Genomic DNA, 21,750 nt, shown 5'->3' with positions numbered 1-21,750 from the left:
TCTAATCCACGAACGGTTCGACAATTGTGCGCTTGCCGAGCAGGAAGGCGTCGGCGACGAGGCGAAGCGGCGTCAGATCGACGTCGCTCGCGCCGGTCGCCGCGAGCTCGACGAAGCGCCGGTAGAGTCCGCGATATTCCTCATCGGGAGCTTCGGCAAGCACCTTGCCGTCAACGGCCATGCGCGCGCCACCGCTGGACAAGGTCATCCGGCCGCGATCGGTGTCGACGACGATATCCCAGCTTTGCGGCCCGGACTGGCGGAAATCGAACTCGGCGGTTGCAGGCAGGCCGTCGACGTCGGTCATTGTCAGGTTCGCGGCGATCGGCGCCTGGCAATTGGCGGGAAAGGAAAGTTCAGCCGCGGTGACGAACACCGGCTTCGGCAGGATCCTGGTCAGGATCGACAGTGCATTGATGCCGGGATCGAACACGCCGAGGCCACCCGGTTCCCATATCCAGCCCTGACCGGGATGCCAGACGCGGACGTCCTCCTTCCAGCTGATGTGAACGGAGGCAATGCGGCGCGCGGCAAGCCATTGCCGGGCCGGCTCGACCGCCGGTGCGTAGCGCGAATGCCAGGTCGCAAACAGCGTTCGCATTGCCGCCGCCGCCATCGCGATCAGCGGGTCGAGCTCGACAACGCCGGCACCCGGCGGCTTCTCCAGCATGACATGCTTGCCGGCCGCGAGCGCCGCCGCGGCCTGCGCGCGCCTCACCTGCGGCGGCGTGCAGAGCGAGACCGCGTCGATCGGCGGTCCCTTCTCCAGCAATTCCTCGATGGTCGCAAAATGCGGCAATCCCGGCAACGAGGCGTTGCGGCTGGCGACTGCCGCCAGCGTCACGCCGGGCACCGCGGCAATCGCGCCGACATGCTGGTCGCGCGCGATCTTGCCGAAACCGACGATGGCGATGCGAAGTTCGGTCACGCTTGCTCTCCCGTATTCGCAGAAGACGGCGGGTCCGCCGGGGCTGTTTCGATCACCGTTCCCTCGTGACGCCTCATGCCGTTGTGAATGACATAGACCATCGCCTCCGACGCAGCCTCGGCATCGCCCGCTGCGATGGCATCGACGATCTTCTGGTGCCAGAGCAGCACGGTGTCGCGGTCCTCCGGCTCGACCGGCGCGCTCAGCAGGAACGAAGCGCGCAGCGCGGCCTCGATGACGTGTCCGATCGAGCGCATGAAGAGGTTGCCCGAGGCGCGCGCGACGGCGACATGCAGTGCGAGGTCGGCATCGGCGAAGCCGACCGAATCCGACGCCTCAAGCCGCATATGGTCCATGCACCGGCGAAGCTCGACGAGATCCTGCTCCGACCGCTGCGTGGCCGCCAGCATCGCCGCGCGCGGCTCGACCGCGAGACGGATCTCGGCGAGATCGTTGAGGAAACGCTTGTCGATGCCGGCGTCCAGATGCCAGGCCAGCACGTCGGCGTCGAACATGTTCCAGGCCGCGCGTTCGCGCACGACGGTGCCGACCCGCGCCTTGGTGGTGAGCAAGCCCTTGGCCACGAGAGTCTTCACGCTCTCGCGCAGCACCGGCCGCGACACGCCGAACATCGCGATCATCTCGGCATCGCCCGGCAGGCGCGTCCCTTCCGCATAGCGGCCGGCGATGATGTCGACGCCGATCGAGCGGGCCACCTCCGCATGGTTGGAATGGGCCCGCCGCGTCGGGATGATGACGATGCGCGAAGTCATATGGCAGCTCCCGCGCGTTTCGCCGCCGGCCGCCGCGCGAGTGCGACCAGGGCCTGCTGCAACGCGATGAACGCGAACAGCAGCACGCCGGTCGCGATCTTGGTCCACCAGCTCGACAGCGTGCCGTCGAAATTGATGTAGGTCTGGATCAGTCCCTGTATCAGGACGCCGAGGAAGGTTCCGATCACCGAGCCCTGCCCGCCCGTGAGCAGCGTGCCGCCGATCACGACCGCGGCGATGGTGTCGAGCTCGACGCCGACGGCGGAGAGAGAATAGCCGGCGCTGGTATAGAACGAGAAGACGATGCCGGCGATGCCCGCGAGCAGGCTCGACAGCATGTAGATCTTCACCGTCATCTTGCCGACGGCAACGCCCATCAGGCTCGCGGTCGCCCGGCTGCCGCCGAGTGCATAGACGTTGGCGCCAAACCGCGTGAGATGCAGCAGCAGGGCGCCGCCGATGACGATCACCAGCATGATGATCGCGACCGCGGTCAATCGCCCGCCGCCGGGCATCCGCAGTGCGAAGTCGGACACCGTGGAATAAACAGGTGCCGTGATCGGCACCGATTCCGTCGAGAGCAGGAAGCTGGCGCCGCGGGCCAGGAACATGCCGGCGAGCGTCACGATAAACGGCGGCAGGTCGAAGACATGGATGACGGCGCCCATCGCCGCGCCGAAGGCCGCCGAGAGCGCGAGGATGGCGACGAAGGCGACCAGCGGCGGCACGCCCCAACGCTCGATCGCCAGCGCCACGAAGACCGTGGTGAAGCCGATCACCGAGCCGACCGACAGATCGATGCCGCCGGAGATGATCACAAACGTCATGCCGGTTGCCACGATGCCGAGGAAGGCATTGTCAGTCAGGAGATTGCCGACCACGCGGGTCGAGGCGATATTGGGGAACTGCATGGCGCAGAGCGCAAAGCCTGCCACGAGCACGATCGCGGTGATGAGGACGGGCGGTAGGCCTCTCATGCTTTCGTCCTCCGCAGCCGTGCGGCGATACCGGCAAAGCCGGACAGCTTCGGCGATTGCAACAGCAGCACCGCGAGCACCACCACCGCCTTGACCAGCAGGTTGAACTCCGGCGGATAGCCGGACAGGAGAATTCCGGTGTTCATCGTCTGAATGATCAGCGCACCCAACACCGCGAGTACGAGGCTGAAGCGGCCGCCGAACAGCGAGGTACCGCCGATCACCACGGCCAGAATCGCATCGAGCTCGAGCCACAAGCCGGCGTTGTTGGCGTCAGCGCCCATGATGTCGGCCGCTGCGATCACGCCCGCGAGCGCGGCGCAGACTCCGCACCAGACATAGACCGACAGGATCATCGCACGGGTGCCGACGCCGGAAAGCTCGCTCGCGCGCGCGTTGCCGCCGGTCGCCTCGATCAGCAGCCCGAGCGCCGAGCCGCGCACCACAGCGCCAGTGAGAATGAGCATACCGAGGGCAATGACGACCGGCACCGGAAGGCCGAGCACCGAACCATTCCCGAGCCAGACCAGATCCGGCGAGGAGAACGTCACGATGCGTCCTTCGGTGATGAGCTGGGCGATGCCGCGGCCCGCGACCATCAGGATCAGCGTCGCCACGATCGGCTGCATGCCGAGCACGGCGACGAGAAATCCGTTCCAGAGGCCGCAGACAAGGCCCGCCCCCAGCGCGGCCGCCACCACCACCGGAAGGCTGTGACTGTCGGCAAGACTTGCGGCGATCGCGCCGCAGATGGCCATCACCGCGCCGACCGAGAGATCAATGCCGCGCGTCGCAATCACCAGCACCATGCCGAGCGAGAGCAGCGCCACCGGCGTGCCGCGGTTGAGCACGTCGATCAGGCTACCGAACAGACGGCCGTCCTGCAGCCGCAGATCGAAGAATTGCGGCGACACCACGCGGTCGACCGCGAGGATGACGATCAGCGCGAGAATCTGGGCGAGGCCGCGGCGCGGCAGCAGCGCTGTCATGTGTGAGCCTCAAGCGCAACAGTGACGCTATCGGCGGCGATGGCGGCGAGGATGTTGCCGACGTCGACCGCCTCGCCCGCGAGCTCCTCGACATGGGCGCGGTCGCGCAGCACCACGACGCGGTCCGAATAAGTCACGATCTCGTCGAGCTCGGAGGAGATCACGAGCAGCGAGAGGCCATCGTCACAGAGCTCGCGGATCAGCCGGATGATCTCGGCATGGGCGCCGACGTCGATGCCGCGGGTCGGCTCGTCCAGCACGAGGAGCCGCGGCGAGGTCGCGAGCCAGCGCGCCAGCAGCACCTTCTGCTGATTGCCACCGGACAACAGCCCGACGGGACGCTCGGGGTCGGCCGGACGGATGTCGAGCATCTTGACGTAACGCCGCGCGATCTCGTCCTGCTCGCGGCGGGACAGCGGGCGATGCAGGCCGCGCTTGGCCTGGAGCGCCAGCACGATGTTCTCGCGCACGGTGAGCTCGGCGACGATGCCGTCGGTCTTGCGCTCTTCCGGGCAATAGCCGAAGCCATGGCGGACGCCGTCGCGCGGCGACTGAAGGCGGACGGGCGCGCCTTCCACCCTCGCCTGCCCGCGATCGGCGCGCTCGGCACCGAACACCAGCCGTGCGGTTTCGGTGCGGCCCGAGCCGAGCAGTCCGGCAAGGCCGACGACCTCGCCATGACGCAGCTCGAGATTGAACGGCGCAACGTAACCGGCCTTGCCAAAATTCTCAAAGCTCGCGCAGACCTCGCGCACTTCATGTTCGCTCGCCGCCGCCCGCGCACTGGTGGTCTCCGCCAACTCGCGGCCGAGCATCATCCGGATCAGCTCGAGCCGCGCCAGGGACGCGGTCTCGCGCTCGCCGACAAGGCGGCCGTTGCGCAGCACCGTGATCCGGTCGGAGATCTCGTAGACCTGATCAAGGAAATGGCTGACGAAGACGATACCGATGCCGCGCCCCGCGAGCTGGCGCATGATTCCGAAGAGAATCTCGACCTCGTGGCGGTCGAGGCTCGCGGTCGGCTCGTCCAGGATCAGCACGCGCGCGGAGAGATCGACAGCGCGGGCAATCGCGGTGACGTGCTGGATGGCCACGGAATAGCTGCCAAGCGGCGCGGCGACGTCGATGTCGAGACCAAAATCTGCAAGCAGCGCCTTGGCGCGACGGCGCATCTCGCCTTCGCGCACGATGCCGAAGCGCATCGGCTGGCGGTCAAGGAAGAGATTTTGCGCCACCGAGAGGTTCGGCAGCAAATTGACCTCCTGGTAGACGGTGGCGATGCCCGCTGCGAGCGCCGCCTTGGCCGAGCGAGGCGCGATCTCTTCTCCGCCGATCCTGACGATGCCGGAGTCGCGCGGGAACACGCCGGTGACGACCTTGATCAGCGTGGACTTGCCAGCGCCGTTCTCGCCCAGCAGCGCATGGATCTCGCCGGCGCGCAGTGTGAAGTCGACCTCCTGCAACGCGTGCACGGCGCCGAAGCTCTTGCTGATCCCGCGCACCTCCAGCAGGGGGGCAGCAGGATCACGGCTGTTCTGCATGGCAAAAATCACTCCCACGGGTGTCCGCCAATGATGCGGACATCCAGCCTACGCGTTCGCGCGGCGGTTTCGAAGCGGGTTGCCGGACCACCGGACGACGGCGGTCCGGCAATGCGCCGCCTCAGTAACCGAGCCCCTTCTTGCTGTCGTATTCCTTCTGCGGATTGTCAGAGGCGGTAAGCAGCCTGGATTCAGTCTGGATCCATTTCGGCGGAACGGTGCCCTTCTCCTTGAAGGCCGCGACGGCATCGAAGGCCGGACCGGCCATGTTGGGCGTCAGCTCGACCGTGGCATTGGCTTCGCCAGCGACCATCGCCTTGAAGATATCGGGGACCGCGTCGATCGAGACGGTGAGGATGTCCTTGCCGGGCTTGAGGCCGGCTTCCTTCATCGCCTGGATCGCGCCGACCATCATGTCGTCGTTATGCGCATAGACCGCACAGATGTTCTTGCCGCCGCCTTCGGCCTTGATGAAGCTCTCCATCACCTCCTTGCCCTTGGCGCGGGTGAAGTCGCCGGTCTGGCTGCGTACCACCTTCAGGTTGGCGTGCTTGGCAATCGCCGTGTCAAAACCCTTCTTGCGGTTTGCGGCGACGCTGGCGCCGACCGTGCCCTGCAATTCGACGATGTTGCAGGCCTTCGTCCCGACGGTCTTGGCCAGCCAGTCGCCCGCGACCGCGCCTTCGTGCACGCTGTCGGAGGTGACGGCGGTGAGATAGAGTTCCTTGCCGGAGGGATCGATATCGCGGTCGAGCAGCACCACCGGGATCTTGGCCTCCTTGGCTTCCTTCAGCACCGAGTCCCATCCGGTCGAAACGACCGGCGCGAGGAAGATCGCATCGACGTTCTGCGCGATGAAGGAGCGGATCGCCTTGATCTGGTTCTCCTGCTTCTGCTGCGCGTCGGCGATCTTGAGATTGACCTGGCGCTTGGTGGCCTCCTGCTTGGAGACCGAAGTTTCGGCTGCGCGCCAGCCGGATTCCGATCCGATCTGCGAGAAGCCGATGGTGAGCTGGCCGGCATTGGCAGGCAGCGCGAGCAGCAAGGCGGCCGTGGCGCTGGCCGCAAAGAGGGCTTTGAGGGTCATCAGGCGTGTCTCCCAAGATGTTATCCGGGGCGCCGATTGGTAGCATGGCACCCGCAGGCCGGCCTCTGAGGCGGCGGGAGGCACTATTCCATAGGAGGCGAGTTCCGACTAGTCATATTATTTGACTATTTGGAGGAAAACGCGCGAGAGGGAGAGCGCGCGGTTTTATGACACGCTCAGCGCGACTTTGTTCCAGAGATGCAACGGGGAGATGAAGGGAATTTTGCGCGGTGGGTGCAGGCGCTCATCCGCAGCGACGGAGATAAACGACTCGTGGAAAGCGCCCTCACCCGCCACGCTCGCGTGTCGGTCTCTCGCCGCAGGCGAAAGAGGCGAAGAACTAGATCAGCTTCCGCTGCGCCAGGTTCTTCATCAGCGCGCCGATGCCGAAGGTCCAGGGCTCGCACTCGTCGCTGGTGCGCATGCGGTTCACCAGCTTGCCGAGCTCCGGCGCCGCGATGGTGACGATGTCGTCGCGCTTGTGCGTGAACCCCTGCCCCGGCGCATCGCGATCCTTGACCGGCGCGAACATGGTGCCGAGGAAAAGCACAAAACCGTCGGGATATTGATGGATCTTGCCGATGGTCTGCGCGACGAGGTCGGTTGGATCGCGGCTGATCTTGCTGATCGAGGAATGACCGTCGAGGACGAAGCCGTCCGTGCCCTTCACGTTCAGGCTGATGTCCAGCTTGCGCGCGTCGTCGAGCGTAAAAGTGTCGTCGAACAGGCGCAGCAGCGGGCCGATCGAGCAGGACGCGTTGTTGTCCTTGGCCTTCGACAGCAGCAGCGCCGAACGGCCCTCGAAGTCGCGCAAGTTCACGTCGTTGCCGAGCGCGCCGCCGACGATCTTGCCGCGGCTGGAGACGAACAGCACCAACTCCGGCTCCGGATTGTTCCAGGTCGATTTCGGATGCAGGCCCGCATCCATGCCGGTGCCGACGGACGACATCGTCGGGGCCTTGGTGAAGACCTCGGCATCTGGGCCGATGCCGACCTCGAGATACGGGCTCCAGGCGTTCTGGTCGATCAGCACCTGCTTCAGGTGCATGGCCTGATCCGAGCCCGGCTTGAGTTTTGACAGATCATCGCCGATCAGCCGCGTCACTTCTTTGCGGATGGCTTCGGCGGAGGCGGGATTGCCCTTGGCCCGTTCCTCGATGACGCGCTCCAGCATCGAGATCGCGAAGGTGACACCGGCCGCCTTCAATGTCTGGAGATCGACAGGCGCGAGCAGCCAGGGCTTGTTCGGATCACGCCCGTCGGGAGCGGTGTTGGCAACGATCGCCTCGAGTTCGCCGATGCGCTCGCCCTTGGTCGAGCCAAGCGCCTTGGCCGGATTGTCTTCCTCACACAGCGCGCTGACGGTCGGAAACCTTGCCGTGACGTCAAAGACGCCGTCACCGCGCACGGCGACGACGGCCGGACCGTTGACCTGTGGCAACCAGACGCGGCCGACCAGCGTCCCCTTCGTTCCATCCTCGGGGAGAAGGTCCTTCACCGTCAATGTCGTCATGGCCGCGCCCTCGCTGTTTCTAAGGACCAGCCGCGTTTGCAGCCGCTGATCCCATTGGCGAAGACCAATAAACGTCTGGCGGGGGAAGTCCAGAGCGGCCGCGAAAGGCCCGCTATGTCCCGGCCCTCCCCTTTACGCGCCGGCCCGCGCCTTGCGCGCCGCGATCTGCTGCAGCGCCCAACGCGCATTCTTGCGGACTTCGGGATCGGGATCGTCAGCGATCACGGCGAGGAACGCCTCGCCGTCGGGATGGGCGATCTCGCCGAGCGCGGCGGCCGCTTCTTTACGCAAATTGGCCTGGTCGTGATTGACGCAATAGCCAATCGGCCGCACTGCGCGCTCGATCTTCATCCGGCCAAGGCTGCGGATCGCTTTCAGCCGCACCTGCCAGAATTCATCAGCGAGCGAGCCGATGAGTTGGTCGGCCGCGATCGCGCCATTGGCGTTCAAGCCCAGCGTTTCCGCGGCCATCTCGCGGACCATCCAGTCGCTATCCTTCAACGCACGGGTGATGGTCTCGGCCGCGGGTTTCATCTGCGAGAACGCCAGCGCGCTCACGGCGGCACGGCGGACATGCGCGTCGGGATCGTTGATCAGCGCGGTCAGCGCGGGAATCGATTCTTCCAGCTTGAGAAAACCGATCACGCCGATTGCCTGCACGCGCACGGCGGCGTCCGTGTCTTGGAGCGCTTCCAGCGCCGGCTTCAGCGTGTCCTTGCTTCGCAATTCCTTGAGCGCACGCAGCGCGCCCATGCGGACAAAGGCGTGGGGGTGCTTCACCAGCGGCAGGATCACGCCCGCGCAAGCAGGATCCTTGAACTCGGCCATGCTGTCGGCGGCGGCCGCCGCGACGATCCTCTCCGGGTCGACCAGCAGTCTCACCAGTGCGCTTGCCGCCTCCGGACCGTCGAACTCGCCGAGCGCCATCGCGACCTGCTGGCGCACGCCTGCATCGGGGTCGGCGACCATGTTGGCGAGATGTCCGACCGCGGCCGGATCGCCGGAATGGCCCAGCGCGATGATGGCGACGCGGCGTTCGGCGGGATCGGCAGCCTGCAGCCGCTCGTCCGCGTCTTCGAGGTCGTCGTAGGACTCGAACGGGCTCGACATGTTCACCTCAACAGATAGGGAATATTGACGGTGACGGCGCCGGTCGGACAATCGGCTTCGCAGGGCATGCAGTACCAGCACTCGTCATAGGCCATGTAGGCCTTGTTGGTCATGTCGCTGATGCGCAAGACGTCGAGCGGGCAGACGTCAACGCAGACGGTGCAGCCCTTGTCGGCGATGCACTTGGCATCGTCGACGACCACCGGAACCGAGGTCTGATAGGACGCGAGAGGCATGTGATGTCTCCTGTTGCTGTGGCGCGGTGGGTCAGGCGGAGGCGCGGATGCGCTGCTTGTCGTAGAGATCCTTCTCGTCATCGGCGATCGGCACGACATAGGGCTCCACGGCGCGCTTCTCGCTGGTCATCTTGCCGTCCTGCTTCGACAGCAACGTGTGGCAGAACCAGTTCTCGTTGTCCTTCTCCGGGAAATCGGTGCGCCAGTGATAGAGGCCCCAGCGGCTCTCCTCGCGGTAGAGCGAGGCGTGCGCCGCCATGTCGGCGCAGTCCATGATCGACTGCACTTCGAGGGCACGGAGCAATTCGTGCGCGTTGCGCGCGATCATGCGCTCCTGCATATCCTCCCGCGCCTCGGCGAGGCGGCGCATGCCGAGCTCGTATTTGCGCGTGACTTTCGGCGGCTGGAGATAGTCGTTGACGAGGCGGCGGGTCTTGTATTCGACCTGGTTCGGCGGAATGCCGTCCTCGCGCTTGGTCGGCGCCATCACGCGGTCGCGCTCCATCGCGATGTCGGCGGCGTCGAACTCCGCAAAATCGTGGTTGTCGGCGTACTCCATCGCGTCGATGCCGGCGACCGATCCGTTGGTGAAGGCGCCAAGCATGTAATTGTGCGGCACGCTCGCCATGTCGCCGGCGGCGTAGAGACCCGGCACGGTGGTGCGGGCGTTGTCGTCCACGAACACGCCGGAGGCGCTGTGGCCGGAGCAGAAGCCGATCTCGGAGATGTGCATCTCGATCGACTCGCTGCGATAGTCGACCCCGCGTCCCTGCTGGAACAGACCGCGCGTCGGACGCTCCACCTTGTGCAGCGTGGATTCGATCTCGGAGATGGTGTCGGGATGCAGATGCTTGAGCTGGAGGAACACCGGGCCCTTACCGGACAGGAGCTCGTTGTAGAATTCCAGCATCATCTGGCCGGACCAGTAGTCGCATTCGATGAAGCGCGAGCCTTCGTTGTTCGCCGTATAGGCACCGAAGGGGCCGGCGACATAGGCGCAGGCCGGACCATTATAGTCCTTGATCAGCGGGTTGATCTGGAAGCATTCGAGGTTCGCGAGCGCGGCACCGGCGTGATAGGCCATGGCGTAACCGTCGCCTGAATTGGCGGCGTTTTCATACGTGCCAAACATGTAACCGGAGGTCGGCAGGCCGAGGCGGCCGGCAGCGCCCATGCAAAGGATGACGGCCTTGGCCTTGATCACCAGCATCTCTGCGGTGCGGGTGTTGACGCTGACCGCGCCGGCGATGCGACCGTCGGCGGACTTGAGCAGCCGCGTCGCCATATAGCGGTTGGAGATCAAGATACGGGCGCGGCGGAGCTGGCGGTAGAGCGCCTTCTTCACGGTCTCGCCGTTCGGCATCGGCAGGACGTACGTGCCGATGTGGTGCACCTTCTTGACGGCGTAGTCGCCATTCTCATTCTTCAGGAAACGGATGCCGAAACTGTCGAGTTCCTCGATGATCGAGTAACAATTCTGCGCGTATTTATAGACCGCCTTCTGGTCCACGATGCCGTCGTTAGCGATTGTGATTTCCTTGGTGTACTGCTCCGGCGTCGCATAGCCGGGGATGACGGCGTTGTTCAGGCCATCCATGCCCATCGAAATCGCGCCGGAGCGCTTCACGTTGGCCTTTTCGAGCAGGACGACATTGGCCTTCGGATTCTTCAGCTTTGCCTTCAGCGCCGCCATCGGGCCGGCCGTGCCGCCGCCGATCACCAGCACATCGCAGGAAACCTCCGAAAGTCCGTCGACGATCTGATCTAGTGACATCACTTGCTCCTGGTTCGCCGGCAGGTCCGGCGCCTTTGCATCAGATTTGTTCAGCAGACGTCCCGGCGATAGCAATTAGTTGTCGCTGGGGTGCGATTTGCGCGTCAGCGCTCGACAAAGGCCTTTTCGATCACGAAATGGCCGGGACGGCTGTGATTGCCCTCGACAAAACCGCGCGCGGAAAACATCGCGGGAAGTTCCTCCAGCATCGCCGGGCTGCCGCACAGCATGATGCGGTCGGTCTCGATATCGAGGCCTGACAGGCCGATGTCGTCGAACAGCTGGTTCGATGCGATCAAGTCGGTGATGCGGCCGCGATTCCTGAATGGCTCGCGGGTGACGGTGGGATAGTAGACGAGCTTGTCGCGGATCAGCGGCCCGAAGAACTCATGATTGCGCAGGCCTTCGACCAGGTGCTCGCCATAAGAGAGCTCGGAGACCTGCCGGCAGCCATGGGCGAGCACGATGGTCTCGTAATTCTCGTAGACGTCGGGGTCCTTGATCAGGCTGGCGAACGGCGCGAGCCCCGTTCCGGTCGAGAGCAGCAAGAGGCGCTTGCCGGGAATGAGATTGCCGGTGATCAGCGTGCCCGTGGCCTTGCGGCCGACCAGGATGACGTCACCCTCCCTGATCTTCTGAAGGCGCGAGGTCAGCGGGCCGTCCTGCACCTTGATCGAGAAGAACTCGAGCGCTTCCTCGTGATTGGCGCTGGCCATGCTGTAGGCCCGCATCAACGGTTTGCCTTCGACCTCGAGCCCGATCATCGCGAACTGGCCGTTCTGGAATCGAAAGCCGGGATCGCGCGTCGCGGTGAAGCTGAACAGGGATTCAGTCCAGTGCCTGACCGACAAAACCGTTTCCTTCTGAAAGGCGCTCATGATCTCTCCTTCTCGATGGCGTCAAGGTCACGGAGAGAAGAGAGTCCGGCAATTCGGAAGTGAGATTCCCTGTCGATTAGTTTCACATTTCGCGGACGATGATCGAGCGAAGGCCCTGAAGGGGGCACCACGCATCCGCTTCGGCAATTAGTTGCTATCCGTCCGGCTCCGCGTCGACGTAGGAAGAAGCCGGAGGTTTGTCATGACCATGACCCTGGTGGCACCGACCGTTGCCGACTACGAAACAAGTGCCGATCTGGCATCGCTGCTCGTCCGAACTGCGCAGGACGACGCACTGGCCGTGCCCGCCGAAACGCTCCGCCTCTCCTGCAAATGCGCCCATTGCACCCGCGCCCGCTTCGACGGTCGATTCCCGGAAACGTTCCCGGGCATTGCGATCACCGAGATCGGCGATCTCGGTTATGGGCTGAACATCGCGTTCTCGGATGGGCACAACCGGGGGATTTACCCGAAGCCGTATTTGCTGAGCCTGGCTGCAGCAGACAACCCTGCATCCTGAGCGTTCGGTTGCTCAAACCGGCGTCATGGCCGGGCTTGTCCCGGCTCCCTAAATTTCCTGCCGCTCCAAGAACGTGGATGCCCGGGACACGCCCTCGGGCATGACGGCAGAGGAAACCTCGCCCCCATCTGGCACGGACATTGCTCCTCTTTAGAACGATTTGAACGTTCCGGAGGCAGATGATGTTGCAGGCGGCAAACGTGGTTCGCGGGACCGTCCCCCCCGCAGTCCGGCCTGCGGGCAGTTCCTCGCTGCTGCTCACCGAGAACCAGCAATGGATCGGCGGCCCACCGCCGCTGATGGACAAGCTCACGCCGCGCGAGCGGGAGCTGGTGCTCAAGCAGGGAAGACGAAAGGTGCTGAACCGCGGCCAGACGCTGTTCAGCCAGGGTGGCAAGCATGACGGTATCTGGCTGATCGAGAGCGGCCGCATCCGCGTGTTCTACACCTCGCCGCTCGGGCGCGAGATTACGCTCGCCTACTGGCATGTCGGCAATTTCGTCGGCGGGCCTGAGGTTTTCGAAGGCACGGTGCATCAATGGTCCGGCGTTGCGTCCAGCAATTGCAGCGTCGTGCACCTCCCCGGAAAGGAACTTCGGTCCCTCGCCGCCGAGATCCCGAACCTCGCGATCGGCCTGATCGAGGGCCTCACCTTCAAGGGCAAATGCTATTCCGCCCTGGCGCAGATGCTGGGGACCCGCTCGATCACCCAACGCCTCGCGCATCTCTTGCTCCATCTCGTCGAGCTTTACGGCGTCGAGGATGCCGACGGTCGCGTGATCGCGGCCGCCTTCACCCACGCCGACATCGCCCACATGGTCGGCGCCACCAGGCAATGGGTTACGATCAGCCTGAAGCGCATGCAGGAAAAGGGAATCGTGCAGACCAAGCGGTCACAGATCGTGGTCTGCCGGACCGACATATTGGAGGAGATGCGTGGTCACGCATCTGACTAGGCGAATTTGCGGCCAAGGCCGGTGCACAGGCAAGCGGCTTTATAGTGCAGGACTGCCCAAGGAGTATGCAATCACCTTTTCCCGGCAACTAATCGACTGCGGTCACCATTCCGGATTTGCCCTGCCCCCTCCCTCCCCCAATCATGGCCACCACAGCACATCCAACCGAATGAGGATGAGAATGGTCCGCCATCTTCCCACGCTCTCAATCGCGATGTCGGTGACGTCGCTGGCGCTTCTAACTGCGCCGCCAGCCTCCGCGGAAACCGTCACGCTCGGCATCGGAACGCAGGACACCACGACCAACACGGTGACTGCGGGCGTCGTCATCCGACAGCTGCACCTCCTCGAAAAGTACCTACCGAAGGACGGCAAGTACGCCAACATCAAGTTCGAGCTGGAGTGGCAGAACTTCACCTCCGGTCCGCCCGTCACCAATGCGATGATGGCGAACAAGCTGCAGATCGGCATGATGGGCGACTATCCGCTGATCGTGAACGGCTTCACCTTCGAGAGCAATCCCGACAGCAAGAGCCGCCTCGTCGGCGTCGCGGCCTACAGCCTCGCTGGTTCCGGCAACGGTATCGTCGTTCACAAGGATTCGCCCTATTACGAACTCGCCGACCTGAAAGGCAAGCTCGTCAGCGTGCCGTTCGGCTCCGCGGCGCACGGCATGGTGCTGAAGGCGATGCAGGATCGCGGCTACGCGTCCGACTTCTTTCAGCTCGTCAGCCAGAGCCCCGAGGTCGGCTCGACCAATCTTCAGGAGAAGAAGATTGACGCGCACGCCGACTTCGTTCCGTTCGCCGAGCTGCTGCCCTTCCGCGGCTTCGCGCGAAAGATCTTCGACGGCGTCGAGACCAATCTGCCGACGTGGCACGGCGTGGTCGTGAGAACCGACTTTGCGGAGAAGTATCCCGAGGTCGTCGTCGCCTACTTCAAGGCGCTGATCGCCGCCAATCAGTGGCTGCGCGACGATCCCAAGCTCGCGGCCGAGAAAATCCAGGAATGGACCGGCATCAACAAGGAAGTCGTCTACATCTTCCTGGGCCCCGGCGGCAACATGACCACCGACCCCACCATCAAGCCGGCGCTGATCGATGCCGCAGCGACCGACGTCAAGGTGCTGCAGAACCTCGGCCGCATGAAGGAGTTTGATCCGAAGAAATGGGTCGACGAAAGCTACATCCGCAAGGCCTTTGCCGAGATGAAGCTCGACTATGACGCCCAGCTTGCAAGCACCAAGAATTACGAGATCTCCGGCGAAGATTCCTTCTGCAAGAAGCCGATCGCCGACCCCCGCAAGGCCGGCGAGGTCTGGGTGGATGGCGCCGGCATCATGCCCTTCTCGTCCGCCGCCTGCACACTTGGCGCCTACGCTGACTACAAGGCCAAGGGCAAGAAGATCAACGTGGCCTACGTCTTCGATTCGACCCGCGGCATCAAGCTGTTCGCCGATCAGGCCTTCTTCGCGATCGGCAATGGCGAGGTCGCCCCGTTCCTTCTCAAGAAGGATGCCGAAGCCTACGCCGCCAAGATCAGCGGCAAGGTGCTCGGCTTCGATGACGCAGTGAAGATCGCCGTCGGCGGAGGCAAGACGTGAGCAGTCCCGCCCTCCTCAGACATTCCGAGGACAGCATGCCGGCACCGGCCATTGCAGAGGCGGGCCTCGCGCCCGCCGTCACACCTCCCGTAACACCGCCCTCTTTCGGCACGCTCGCGCTGCGATGGTACCGGTTGAACCAGGGCCGGCTGCGCGCGACCGCCATCGGCGTCATCTCGCTGCTCGCATTCCTGCTGGTCTGGCACCTGCTCACGACCTATCGCGTCGTGTTCTTCGTACGCTTCACCAACGTACCCTCGCCGCTCGCGGTCTATGCAAGCTTCACCAAGGCGATTCACGACCCCAAATTCCTGATGCACATTCTGCTCAGCTGCCGGCGCATCTTCATCGGCTTCTCGCTGGCTGCGATCGTCGGCGTACCGCTCGGTCTGATCATGGGCCGCTTCAAGCTAGTGCATGAGGTGATCTTCCCGGTGGCGGAGGTGCTGCGGCCGATTCCCGCGATCGCCTGGGTGCCGATGGCAATCATGCTGTGGCCGACCAACGAGCAGAGCATCGTCTTCATCACCTTCCTCGGTTCGTTCTTTCCGATCCTCGTCAATACGCTGCACGGCATGTCGCTGGTCGATCCGGTGCTGGTCCGCGCCGCGCAATGTCTCGGCGCGCGCGAGCGTTCGATCTTCCGTGAGGTTTATTTCCCGGCGTCGATGCCGCACATCTTCACCGGCCTCACCGTCGGCATGGGCGTCGCCTGGGTATCGCTGATCGCCGCCGAGATGATCTCCGGGCAATACGGCATCGGCTACTTCACCTGGGAAGCCTATTCGCTGGTCCAGTACGCCGACATCGCGCTCGGTATGATTGCGATCGGCGTGCTCGGGCTCGGATCGAGCATGTTGATCCGGGGGGCCGGACGATTGGTGATGCCATGGAGGACGACGTGAACGAGATCATTGCGGCCACGCCGAAGGGCCATATCGAGGTCAAGAACTTCTCCCTCGCCTATGAGTCCATCGAGGGACCGGTACAGGCGGTCACCGATACTCAAATCCATGTGAAGCCCGGCGAGTTCGTCTCGATCGTCGGCCCCTCCGGTTGCGGAAAGTCGACGCTGCTCAACGCAGTCGCCGGCTTCCTCAAGCCCACCACCGGCATCGTCACCGTCGACGGCGAGCGCGTGAACGGCCCCAGCGCCGAGCGCGGCATGGTGTTCCAGCAATATTCGCTGTTTCCCTGGAAGACGGTGCGCGAGAACGTCGAGTTCGGCCTGAAGATGCGCGGCATGCCGCGCTCGCAGCGCGAGCGGGCGGCACGCACGCTGCTCGGCCTCGCCGGACTCGAGGCATTCGAGAAGCATTATCCGGAAAAACTCTCCGGCGGCATGAAGCAGCGCGTCGGCATCGTCCGCGCGCTCGCCACCGGTCCGAAAGTGCTACTGCTGGACGAGCCGTTCGGCGCGCTCGACGCGCAAACTCGTGTCATCATGCAGCAGATCCTCACCAATATGTGGCAGCGGCTGAAGATCTCGGTGCTCTTCGTCACCCACGACATCGACGAGGCGATCTTCCTGTCCGACCGCGTTTACTGCATGACCGCGCGCCCCGGCTCGATCAAGGCGGAGATCCCGATCCCGCTGGAGCGGCCCCGCCAGCAATCCATGATGATGTCGTCGGAGTTTCTGGCGCTCCGCCGTGGGCTGATGTCGCTGATCCGCGAGGAAAGCCTCAAGGCGATGGGCGGTGAGATCAACGACATGGGAATGCAGGGGCTCAACATCGAGCTGCACGGGCATTCGCTGGCGGATGTGCTTTAGATTTCGGCTCGCAGCGATGACGGTCTCATAAGGATGGGCGAAGCTTAAGCGAGCCCACCAATGTCGCGCACCGAAACGGATCGTGGGCACGGCGCATCGCGCCATTGCCCACTCTACGGCAGTTTGCCCTGATCACTTGAACCAGTGGACCAGCGCGATGCTGATGCCGAGCAGCAGCATCAGCGACATCGTCACGGCGGCCGTCACTCTGCCCCCGACATTGGCGAGCACGCGGACGTCGACGCCCAATCCGAGCGCGGCCATCGACACCACGGTGAGAAAGCTGGTGATCTTCGTGATCGGCGCCACCACTGTGCTGGGCACAATCTCCAGCGAGCGCAGCGTCGCCAGCGCGAGGAAGCCGAGGATGAACCAGGGGACCAGGCGGAAGAACCCCACATTGGCCTTCTTGGCGCCGGCCTGCCAGCGCGAGGCGACGAGCGACAGGCCGACAACCACGGGCCCGAGCATCAGGACGCGCATCAGCTTCACGAGCGTGCCGATCTGGGTCGAGACGAGACCAGCCGGCACCGTCGCTGCGAGCACTTGCGGGACCGCATAAACCGTGAGGCCTGCAAGGATGCCGTATTGTGTGGCGGACAAATGCAGCAGCGGGATCAGCAGCGGCAGACCCAGCACCATCATCACGCCCAGGATCGCAGTGAAGGAGATCGAGGACGCGATCTCGTCGTTGTTGGCGCCGATGATCGGCGCCACCGCCGCGATCGCGGAATTGCCGCAAATCGAGTTGCCGCAGGCGATCAGGATCGACAGGCGTGTCGACAGGCCGAGCATGCGGCTGAGCCCGAAGGAGACGCAGAGCGCGATCACGACGACCGCGGCGATCGAGACCAAAAGCGCGATACCCGAGGCGGCGATGGCCGCGAAGCTGATGGAGGCGCCCAGCAGCATCACAGCGACTTCGAGGAGTTGTTTGGCGCTGAAGGCGATCCCGGCCTGCCAGCGCGGAGCGGGCTTCCAGAAGCTGCGAAGCGCCATGCCGAGCAGGATCGCCATCACCAGCGCTTCGACATAGGGATGCTCGAAGAAGCCCAGTTCCAGGTGCTCGAGCAGGGCCGAGACGCCAGCGACGGCAACGCAGAGGAGAATGCCGGGAATCAGCGCGACGACGCGGCTCGTGGCAGTGGTCGGTTTGGCGTCGGTCGGGCTGGATGCTTGATTCTGCGACACAAATCTCTCCCAGAGGAGAAAGATTTATACGCACGGCGATCAGATTGGGGAATAAGTTTTCGGCATATCAGGGCCGAGGGAAGTTCTGCCGTCAGCTCGGAATAAGCGGCTGAGAAGATCAGGCGGCCTTAGAAGATCAGGCCCCTGGCCAGCGAAGCGACCCGGCTGAAGCCGTCATAGATACCCGGCTCGAAGAAGGCCGCCCGCGCCAGCACGATGCCCGCGACCAGCGACCAGAACACCGTCGTGCCGGCCCGCAGCAGGAGCTTTGAGGCACGCGACTTCGGCTGAGTGTCCGTTGCGGACACCAGCTGCTCGCCGAAGGGCTCAAATCCGGTGCGTTCCATGACCGTCAATCCATCAAATCGTGATGGGAATGTCGTCGTTTCGGCCGAAAACGGCAATGGAAGCGATTGGCGTTTTTGCCTCCCGGAGGGGAAACTCCTTCCGCCAGAGGCCCCTGAGACAATAGTTTTCTTCTGATGCCCTATTTGGGCACCGGTCCGCCCGTTACAGCGCCAGATAACGCCGCCGGATGGTATCGTTGGCCTTGAGCTCGTCGATTCCGGCGGCATAGACGATCTGGCCCTTGTCGATGACCGTGGCGTGGCTCGCAAGGCCCAAGCAGAAATGCATGTTCTGCTCGGCAATCAGCACGGTCGATCCCAGTGAACGGAGCTGCCGCAGCAGCTCGCCGATCCGCTGCACGATGATCGGCGCGAGCCCCTCGCTCGGCTCGTCCAGCAGCAGCAGTGCCGGATTGCCCATCAGCGTGCGCGCGATCGCCAGCATCTGCTGCTCGCCGCCCGAGAGGCGCCCGGCGATGCGATGGCGCAGCGGCTCCAGCAGCGGGAAGACGTCGTAGATGCGCTTGATCGGCCATTCGTCCTGGCCCTCGGGCCCGCGCTTCTTCCCGATGACCAGATTGTCCTCGACGCTGTGCTCCGGGAAGATCTGACGATCCTCCGGCACGAAGCCGAGCCCGGCACGTGCGATGTGGTGCGGCTTGCGGCCGGAAATCACCGCGCCGCGCAGGCTCACCCGGCCGCGCCGCGGCGGCGCCAGCCCCATGATCGCCTTCATCGTCGTCGACTTGCCGGCGCCGTTGCGGCCGAGCAGCGCCATGGTCTCGCCCTGCCGCACCGACAGGCCGACACCGAACAGGATCTGGCTGGTGCCGTAATAGACGTCGAGATCAGCGACTTCGATGACGACAGCACTCATGCGGCCGCTCCCGCATGCTCGGCGCCGAGATAAGCATCGATCACGGCGCTGTTGTTGCGAATCTCGTCGGGCGTGCCCGTTGCCAGGATGCGGCCGTAGCAGAGCACGACGATTTTGGGCGCGATCTTGAACACGATGTCCATGTCGTGCTCGATGAAGACGACCGTGATCTTCTGGATCTCCCAGAGCTCCCGCACCTTGTCGATCATGCGCCAGCGCTCTTCCGGTCCCATGCCGGCCGTCGGCTCGTCCAGCAGCAGCACTTTCGGCTCGAGCACCAGCGCAAGGGCAATGTCGAGGAGCTTCTGGTCGCCGTGCGACAGCGTCGCCGCGATGCGATTGCGTTTGCTTGCGAGCCCCAGCAGCTCCATGACATGCTCGGCGCGGTCCCGCGTCTCCGGCAATGGAAAGCGTTTATGCAGCACCGCGGATGAACGCTGGTCCGCGCTGACAGCAGCGAGCATGGTCTCCTGCACCGTCAGCGATTTGAAGATGCTGGCGACCTGGAAGGCACGACCGATGCCGTGCCGCACGATCTCCGGCGGCGAGCGGCCGGCGAGATCGACGCCGTCGAGCAGGACTTGTCCGGTGTCAGGCTTGAGCGCGCCGGTGATCAGGTTGAAGAACGTGCTCTTGCCGGCGCCGTTCGGGCCGATCACCGCCGTCAGCGAGCCGTCGGGGAAGTCGAGCGAGACGTCGTTGGTCGCCTTCACGCCGCCGAAGGACTTTGCGAGGTTGCGGATCTCGAGCATGGCTAGGGCCCCTCGCCCGTCTCGCGCCGGCGCGTCACCCATTCGGCGACGAAATCGAGCAGGCCTTTGCGCAGGCCTAGCGCGAAGAATAGGATGACCACGCCGAGCACGATGCCGTGATACTCGGTGACGCGCGTGACGGTGTCGTTGAGCAGCAAGAGCAGCACGGTGCCGACTATCGGGCCGAGGAAGGTCGAGACGCCGCCGAGCATGTTGATGAAAATGCCTTCGCCCGAGATGGTCCAGTAGGCAAACTCGGGATAGGCACCCGAGACGAACAGCGCCATCACCATGCCGCCCATGGACGCGAACAGCGCCGCCAGCACGAAGACGGTGAGCTTGGCGCGCCAGACGTCGATGCCGAGGAAGCTCGCGCGCGCGGCATTGTCGCGGATCATGCGCAAGGTGTAGCCGAACGGCGATTGCGCGATCTGTCGCATCGCCAGCAGGCCGAGGACCAAAAGCGCGCAGCTCGTGACATAGAGATGGACGTGGTTGGACAGGTCGATGCCGAGAAATGCAGGCCTCGGAATGCCGCCACGCAGGCCCTGATCGCCGCCGGTGAAGGACGCCCAGGACAGGATGGTCGAGTGGATCAGCATCTGGAAGGCGAGCGTGACGAAGGCGAAATAGATCTCCTTCAGCCGCACGCAGATCGCGCCGATCACAGCGGCGACCACCGCCGTGATCGCGAGCGTCGCGACGAAGGCGACCGGAATGGGCACGGCAAGCTTCTGCATGATCAGGCCGAAGCCGTAGGCGCCAAGGCCGAAGAACATGCCATGGCCGAACGAGGTCAACCCGGTGTAGCCGACCAGGAGATTGAGCGACGTCGCGAACAGGCCGTAAGCCGAGCAGCGGATCACGAAATCGAGCAGCGCCTTGCTGCCAGTGAACAGCGGAAGGCTCGCCAGCACCGTGAAGGCGATCAGCGCAATCAGGACGTCGCGATAACGCCCAAGCGCGATGCCACCGCGCACTGGCACCAACCTCTCGGCACGCCCGGCCTCGAGCTCGGTCATGCCGCCTCCTTGCCGAACAGGCCGGTGGGTTTTGAGACCAGCACGATCACCATGAACAGATACATCAGCCCTTCCGTGAACAAGGGAAAGCCGAGCGAGCCGAACGAGCGGATGAGGCCCAGCAGCAGCGCGCCGATCAGCGCGCCCAGGATCGAGCCCATGCCGCCGATCACGGTGACGATGAAGGATTCGATCAGCACCGAAAAACCCATCCCCGGCGTCAGCGAGCGCACCGGTGCTGCGAGCGCGCCGGCAAGGCCCGCCAGCATGCCGCCGAGCGCGAACACGCCGCCATAGATCAGGCCGGTGTTGATGCCGAGCGCGGAGACCATGCCGGGATTATGCGCGGCGGCGCGGATCACCTTGCCGATGCGGCTGCGCGAGAGCCCGATGCCGAGCACGATCGCCGCGACGAGCGCGACGCCGATCAGCAACAGATAATAGGGCGGCACCACGCCGCCGGCGATGAACAGCGGCATCACCTGGAACGCCGAGGGCATGCCCATCGACTTGAATTCGGGTCCCCAGATGATGCGCACGATATCGTCGAAGATCAGCACGAAGGCGTAGCAGACGAGGAGCTGCATCAACACGTCGGCGCCATAGACGCGGCTCATGAACACGCGCTCGAAGATCAGGCCGAGGATCGCCGTGCCGGCTGCGCCGGCCAGCATCGCAAGGGCAAAGCTCTCCGTGAGCTGATACGTCGTCATCGCAAAATAGGCGCCGAACATGTAGAAGGCGCCGTGGCTGAAATTGACCACCTTGAGCACGCCGAAAATCAGGGTCAGCCCGACCGCGACCAGGAACAGCAGCATGCCGATGATGAGGCCGCTGGTGGTCTGCGTCACCAGGCAGGCGGAGCTGGCGAGGCAGCCGGCGAGCGCGTCGATGTCCACGGA

The 21,750-nt window shown here is 64.2% G+C and carries 22 protein-coding genes; 5 read left to right on the top strand and 17 right to left on the bottom strand.

Going from position 1 to position 21,750, the window contains the following annotated elements; all coding sequences use genetic code 11:
* Position 1: 1 nt before the first annotated feature.
* The 11 genes from AC0WRY_RS12485 to AC0WRY_RS12435 all read right to left on the bottom strand — a co-directional run bounded on the left by AC0WRY_RS12485 (position 2) and on the right by AC0WRY_RS12435 (position 11,806).
* Positions 2 to 928 (bottom strand): Gfo/Idh/MocA family protein, encoded by a 927-nt coding sequence (locus tag AC0WRY_RS12485; protein WP_491123167.1) that lies wholly within the window; start codon positions 926 to 928, stop codon positions 2 to 4.
* Positions 925 to 1,701, bottom strand: coding sequence for a FadR/GntR family transcriptional regulator (locus tag AC0WRY_RS12480; protein WP_194407261.1), 777 nt, complete (start codon positions 1,699 to 1,701; stop codon positions 925 to 927). The genes AC0WRY_RS12485 and AC0WRY_RS12480 overlap by 4 nt, the downstream gene beginning before the upstream one ends.
* Positions 1,698 to 2,678 (bottom strand): galactofuranose ABC transporter, permease protein YjfF, encoded by a 981-nt coding sequence (gene yjfF, locus AC0WRY_RS12475; RefSeq protein WP_211417554.1) that lies wholly within the window; start codon positions 2,676 to 2,678, stop codon positions 1,698 to 1,700. Before yjfF ends, AC0WRY_RS12480 begins: the two co-directional genes overlap by 4 nt.
* Entirely contained in the window at positions 2,675 to 3,667 is a 993-nt protein-coding gene (locus AC0WRY_RS12470; protein WP_194407259.1) for an ABC transporter permease, read from the bottom strand. The genes yjfF and AC0WRY_RS12470 overlap by 4 nt, the downstream gene beginning before the upstream one ends.
* Complete coding sequence (locus tag AC0WRY_RS12465; protein ID WP_313754977.1) at positions 3,664 to 5,208, bottom strand: sugar ABC transporter ATP-binding protein; 1,545 nt, start codon at positions 5,206 to 5,208, stop codon at positions 3,664 to 3,666. The genes AC0WRY_RS12470 and AC0WRY_RS12465 overlap by 4 nt, the downstream gene beginning before the upstream one ends.
* 121 nt (positions 5,209 to 5,329) lie before the next feature.
* The gene (ytfQ, locus tag AC0WRY_RS12460) at positions 5,330 to 6,295 is read right to left on the bottom strand and encodes a galactofuranose ABC transporter, galactofuranose-binding protein YtfQ (protein WP_194407257.1); all 966 of its coding nucleotides are present in this window, start codon (positions 6,293 to 6,295) and stop codon (positions 5,330 to 5,332) included.
* A 340-nt stretch (positions 6,296 to 6,635) separates the two neighbouring features.
* Positions 6,636 to 7,808, bottom strand: coding sequence for a fumarylacetoacetate hydrolase family protein (locus AC0WRY_RS12455; RefSeq protein ID WP_491123166.1), 1,173 nt, complete (start codon positions 7,806 to 7,808; stop codon positions 6,636 to 6,638).
* 132 nt (positions 7,809 to 7,940) lie between these two features.
* A complete protein-coding gene (locus AC0WRY_RS12450; protein WP_194407255.1) occupies positions 7,941 to 8,918 on the bottom strand; it encodes a HEAT repeat domain-containing protein in 978 nt (325 codons plus the stop codon).
* Positions 8,919 to 8,920: 2 nt separating this feature from the next.
* Positions 8,921 to 9,154: a 4Fe-4S dicluster domain-containing protein gene (locus AC0WRY_RS12445; RefSeq protein WP_007593252.1), complete on the bottom strand. Its 234-nt coding sequence runs from the start codon at positions 9,152 to 9,154 to the stop codon at positions 8,921 to 8,923.
* Between the two features lie 31 nt (positions 9,155 to 9,185).
* On the bottom strand, positions 9,186 to 10,928 hold the full coding sequence (locus tag AC0WRY_RS12440) for a fumarate reductase/succinate dehydrogenase flavoprotein subunit (RefSeq protein WP_194407254.1): 1,743 nt from the start codon (positions 10,926 to 10,928) through the stop codon (positions 9,186 to 9,188).
* A gap of 104 nt (positions 10,929 to 11,032) precedes the next feature.
* Positions 11,033 to 11,806: a ferredoxin--NADP reductase gene (locus AC0WRY_RS12435; RefSeq protein WP_194407253.1), complete on the bottom strand. Its 774-nt coding sequence runs from the start codon at positions 11,804 to 11,806 to the stop codon at positions 11,033 to 11,035.
* A 208-nt stretch (positions 11,807 to 12,014) separates the two neighbouring features.
* Here AC0WRY_RS12435 and AC0WRY_RS12430 point away from each other — a divergent pair, with 208 nt between their 5' ends.
* The 5 genes from AC0WRY_RS12430 (at position 12,015) to AC0WRY_RS12410 (ending at position 16,659) form a co-directional block, all read left to right on the top strand.
* Entirely contained in the window at positions 12,015 to 12,326 is a 312-nt protein-coding gene (locus AC0WRY_RS12430) for a gamma-butyrobetaine hydroxylase-like domain-containing protein (RefSeq protein ID WP_194408244.1), read from the top strand.
* A 179-nt stretch (positions 12,327 to 12,505) separates the two neighbouring features.
* A complete protein-coding gene (locus AC0WRY_RS12425) occupies positions 12,506 to 13,282 on the top strand; it encodes a Crp/Fnr family transcriptional regulator (RefSeq protein WP_211417559.1) in 777 nt (258 codons plus the stop codon).
* A 181-nt stretch (positions 13,283 to 13,463) separates the two neighbouring features.
* The gene (locus AC0WRY_RS12420) at positions 13,464 to 14,885 is read left to right on the top strand and encodes an ABC transporter substrate-binding protein (protein ID WP_194407251.1); all 1,422 of its coding nucleotides are present in this window, start codon (positions 13,464 to 13,466) and stop codon (positions 14,883 to 14,885) included.
* The gene (locus tag AC0WRY_RS12415) at positions 14,882 to 15,790 is read left to right on the top strand and encodes an ABC transporter permease (RefSeq protein ID WP_491123165.1); all 909 of its coding nucleotides are present in this window, start codon (positions 14,882 to 14,884) and stop codon (positions 15,788 to 15,790) included. Before AC0WRY_RS12420 ends, AC0WRY_RS12415 begins: the two co-directional genes overlap by 4 nt.
* Positions 15,787 to 16,659: an ABC transporter ATP-binding protein gene (locus AC0WRY_RS12410; protein WP_285812084.1), complete on the top strand. Its 873-nt coding sequence runs from the start codon at positions 15,787 to 15,789 to the stop codon at positions 16,657 to 16,659. Before AC0WRY_RS12415 ends, AC0WRY_RS12410 begins: the two co-directional genes overlap by 4 nt.
* A gap of 132 nt (positions 16,660 to 16,791) precedes the next feature.
* Here the strand turns inward: AC0WRY_RS12410 and AC0WRY_RS12405 are convergent, their stop codons facing one another.
* The 6 genes from AC0WRY_RS12405 to AC0WRY_RS12380 all read right to left on the bottom strand — a co-directional run bounded on the left by AC0WRY_RS12405 (position 16,792) and on the right by AC0WRY_RS12380 (position 21,747).
* Positions 16,792 to 17,850, bottom strand: a complete 1,059-nt coding sequence (locus tag AC0WRY_RS12405) for a YeiH family protein (protein WP_491123164.1) — start codon at positions 17,848 to 17,850, stop codon at positions 16,792 to 16,794.
* Between the two features lie 128 nt (positions 17,851 to 17,978).
* Positions 17,979 to 18,197: a hypothetical protein gene (locus AC0WRY_RS12400; RefSeq protein WP_194407247.1), complete on the bottom strand. Its 219-nt coding sequence runs from the start codon at positions 18,195 to 18,197 to the stop codon at positions 17,979 to 17,981.
* 163 nt (positions 18,198 to 18,360) lie between these two features.
* Positions 18,361 to 19,074, bottom strand: coding sequence for an ABC transporter ATP-binding protein (locus AC0WRY_RS12395; RefSeq protein WP_194407246.1), 714 nt, complete (start codon positions 19,072 to 19,074; stop codon positions 18,361 to 18,363).
* Positions 19,071 to 19,826: an ABC transporter ATP-binding protein gene (locus AC0WRY_RS12390; protein ID WP_194407245.1), complete on the bottom strand. Its 756-nt coding sequence runs from the start codon at positions 19,824 to 19,826 to the stop codon at positions 19,071 to 19,073. Before AC0WRY_RS12390 ends, AC0WRY_RS12395 begins: the two co-directional genes overlap by 4 nt.
* A 2-nt stretch (positions 19,827 to 19,828) precedes the next feature.
* On the bottom strand, positions 19,829 to 20,848 hold the full coding sequence (locus tag AC0WRY_RS12385; RefSeq protein ID WP_194407244.1) for a branched-chain amino acid ABC transporter permease: 1,020 nt from the start codon (positions 20,846 to 20,848) through the stop codon (positions 19,829 to 19,831).
* Positions 20,845 to 21,747, bottom strand: coding sequence for a branched-chain amino acid ABC transporter permease (locus AC0WRY_RS12380; RefSeq protein WP_194407243.1), 903 nt, complete (start codon positions 21,745 to 21,747; stop codon positions 20,845 to 20,847). Before AC0WRY_RS12380 ends, AC0WRY_RS12385 begins: the two co-directional genes overlap by 4 nt.
* Positions 21,748 to 21,750: the final 3 nt, after the last annotated feature.

The organism is Bradyrhizobium sp. T-12 (genome assembly GCF_058314695.1).
Note: the sequence above shows the minus strand (reverse complement) of the source record. Positions and strands in the feature narration are given on the sequence as shown.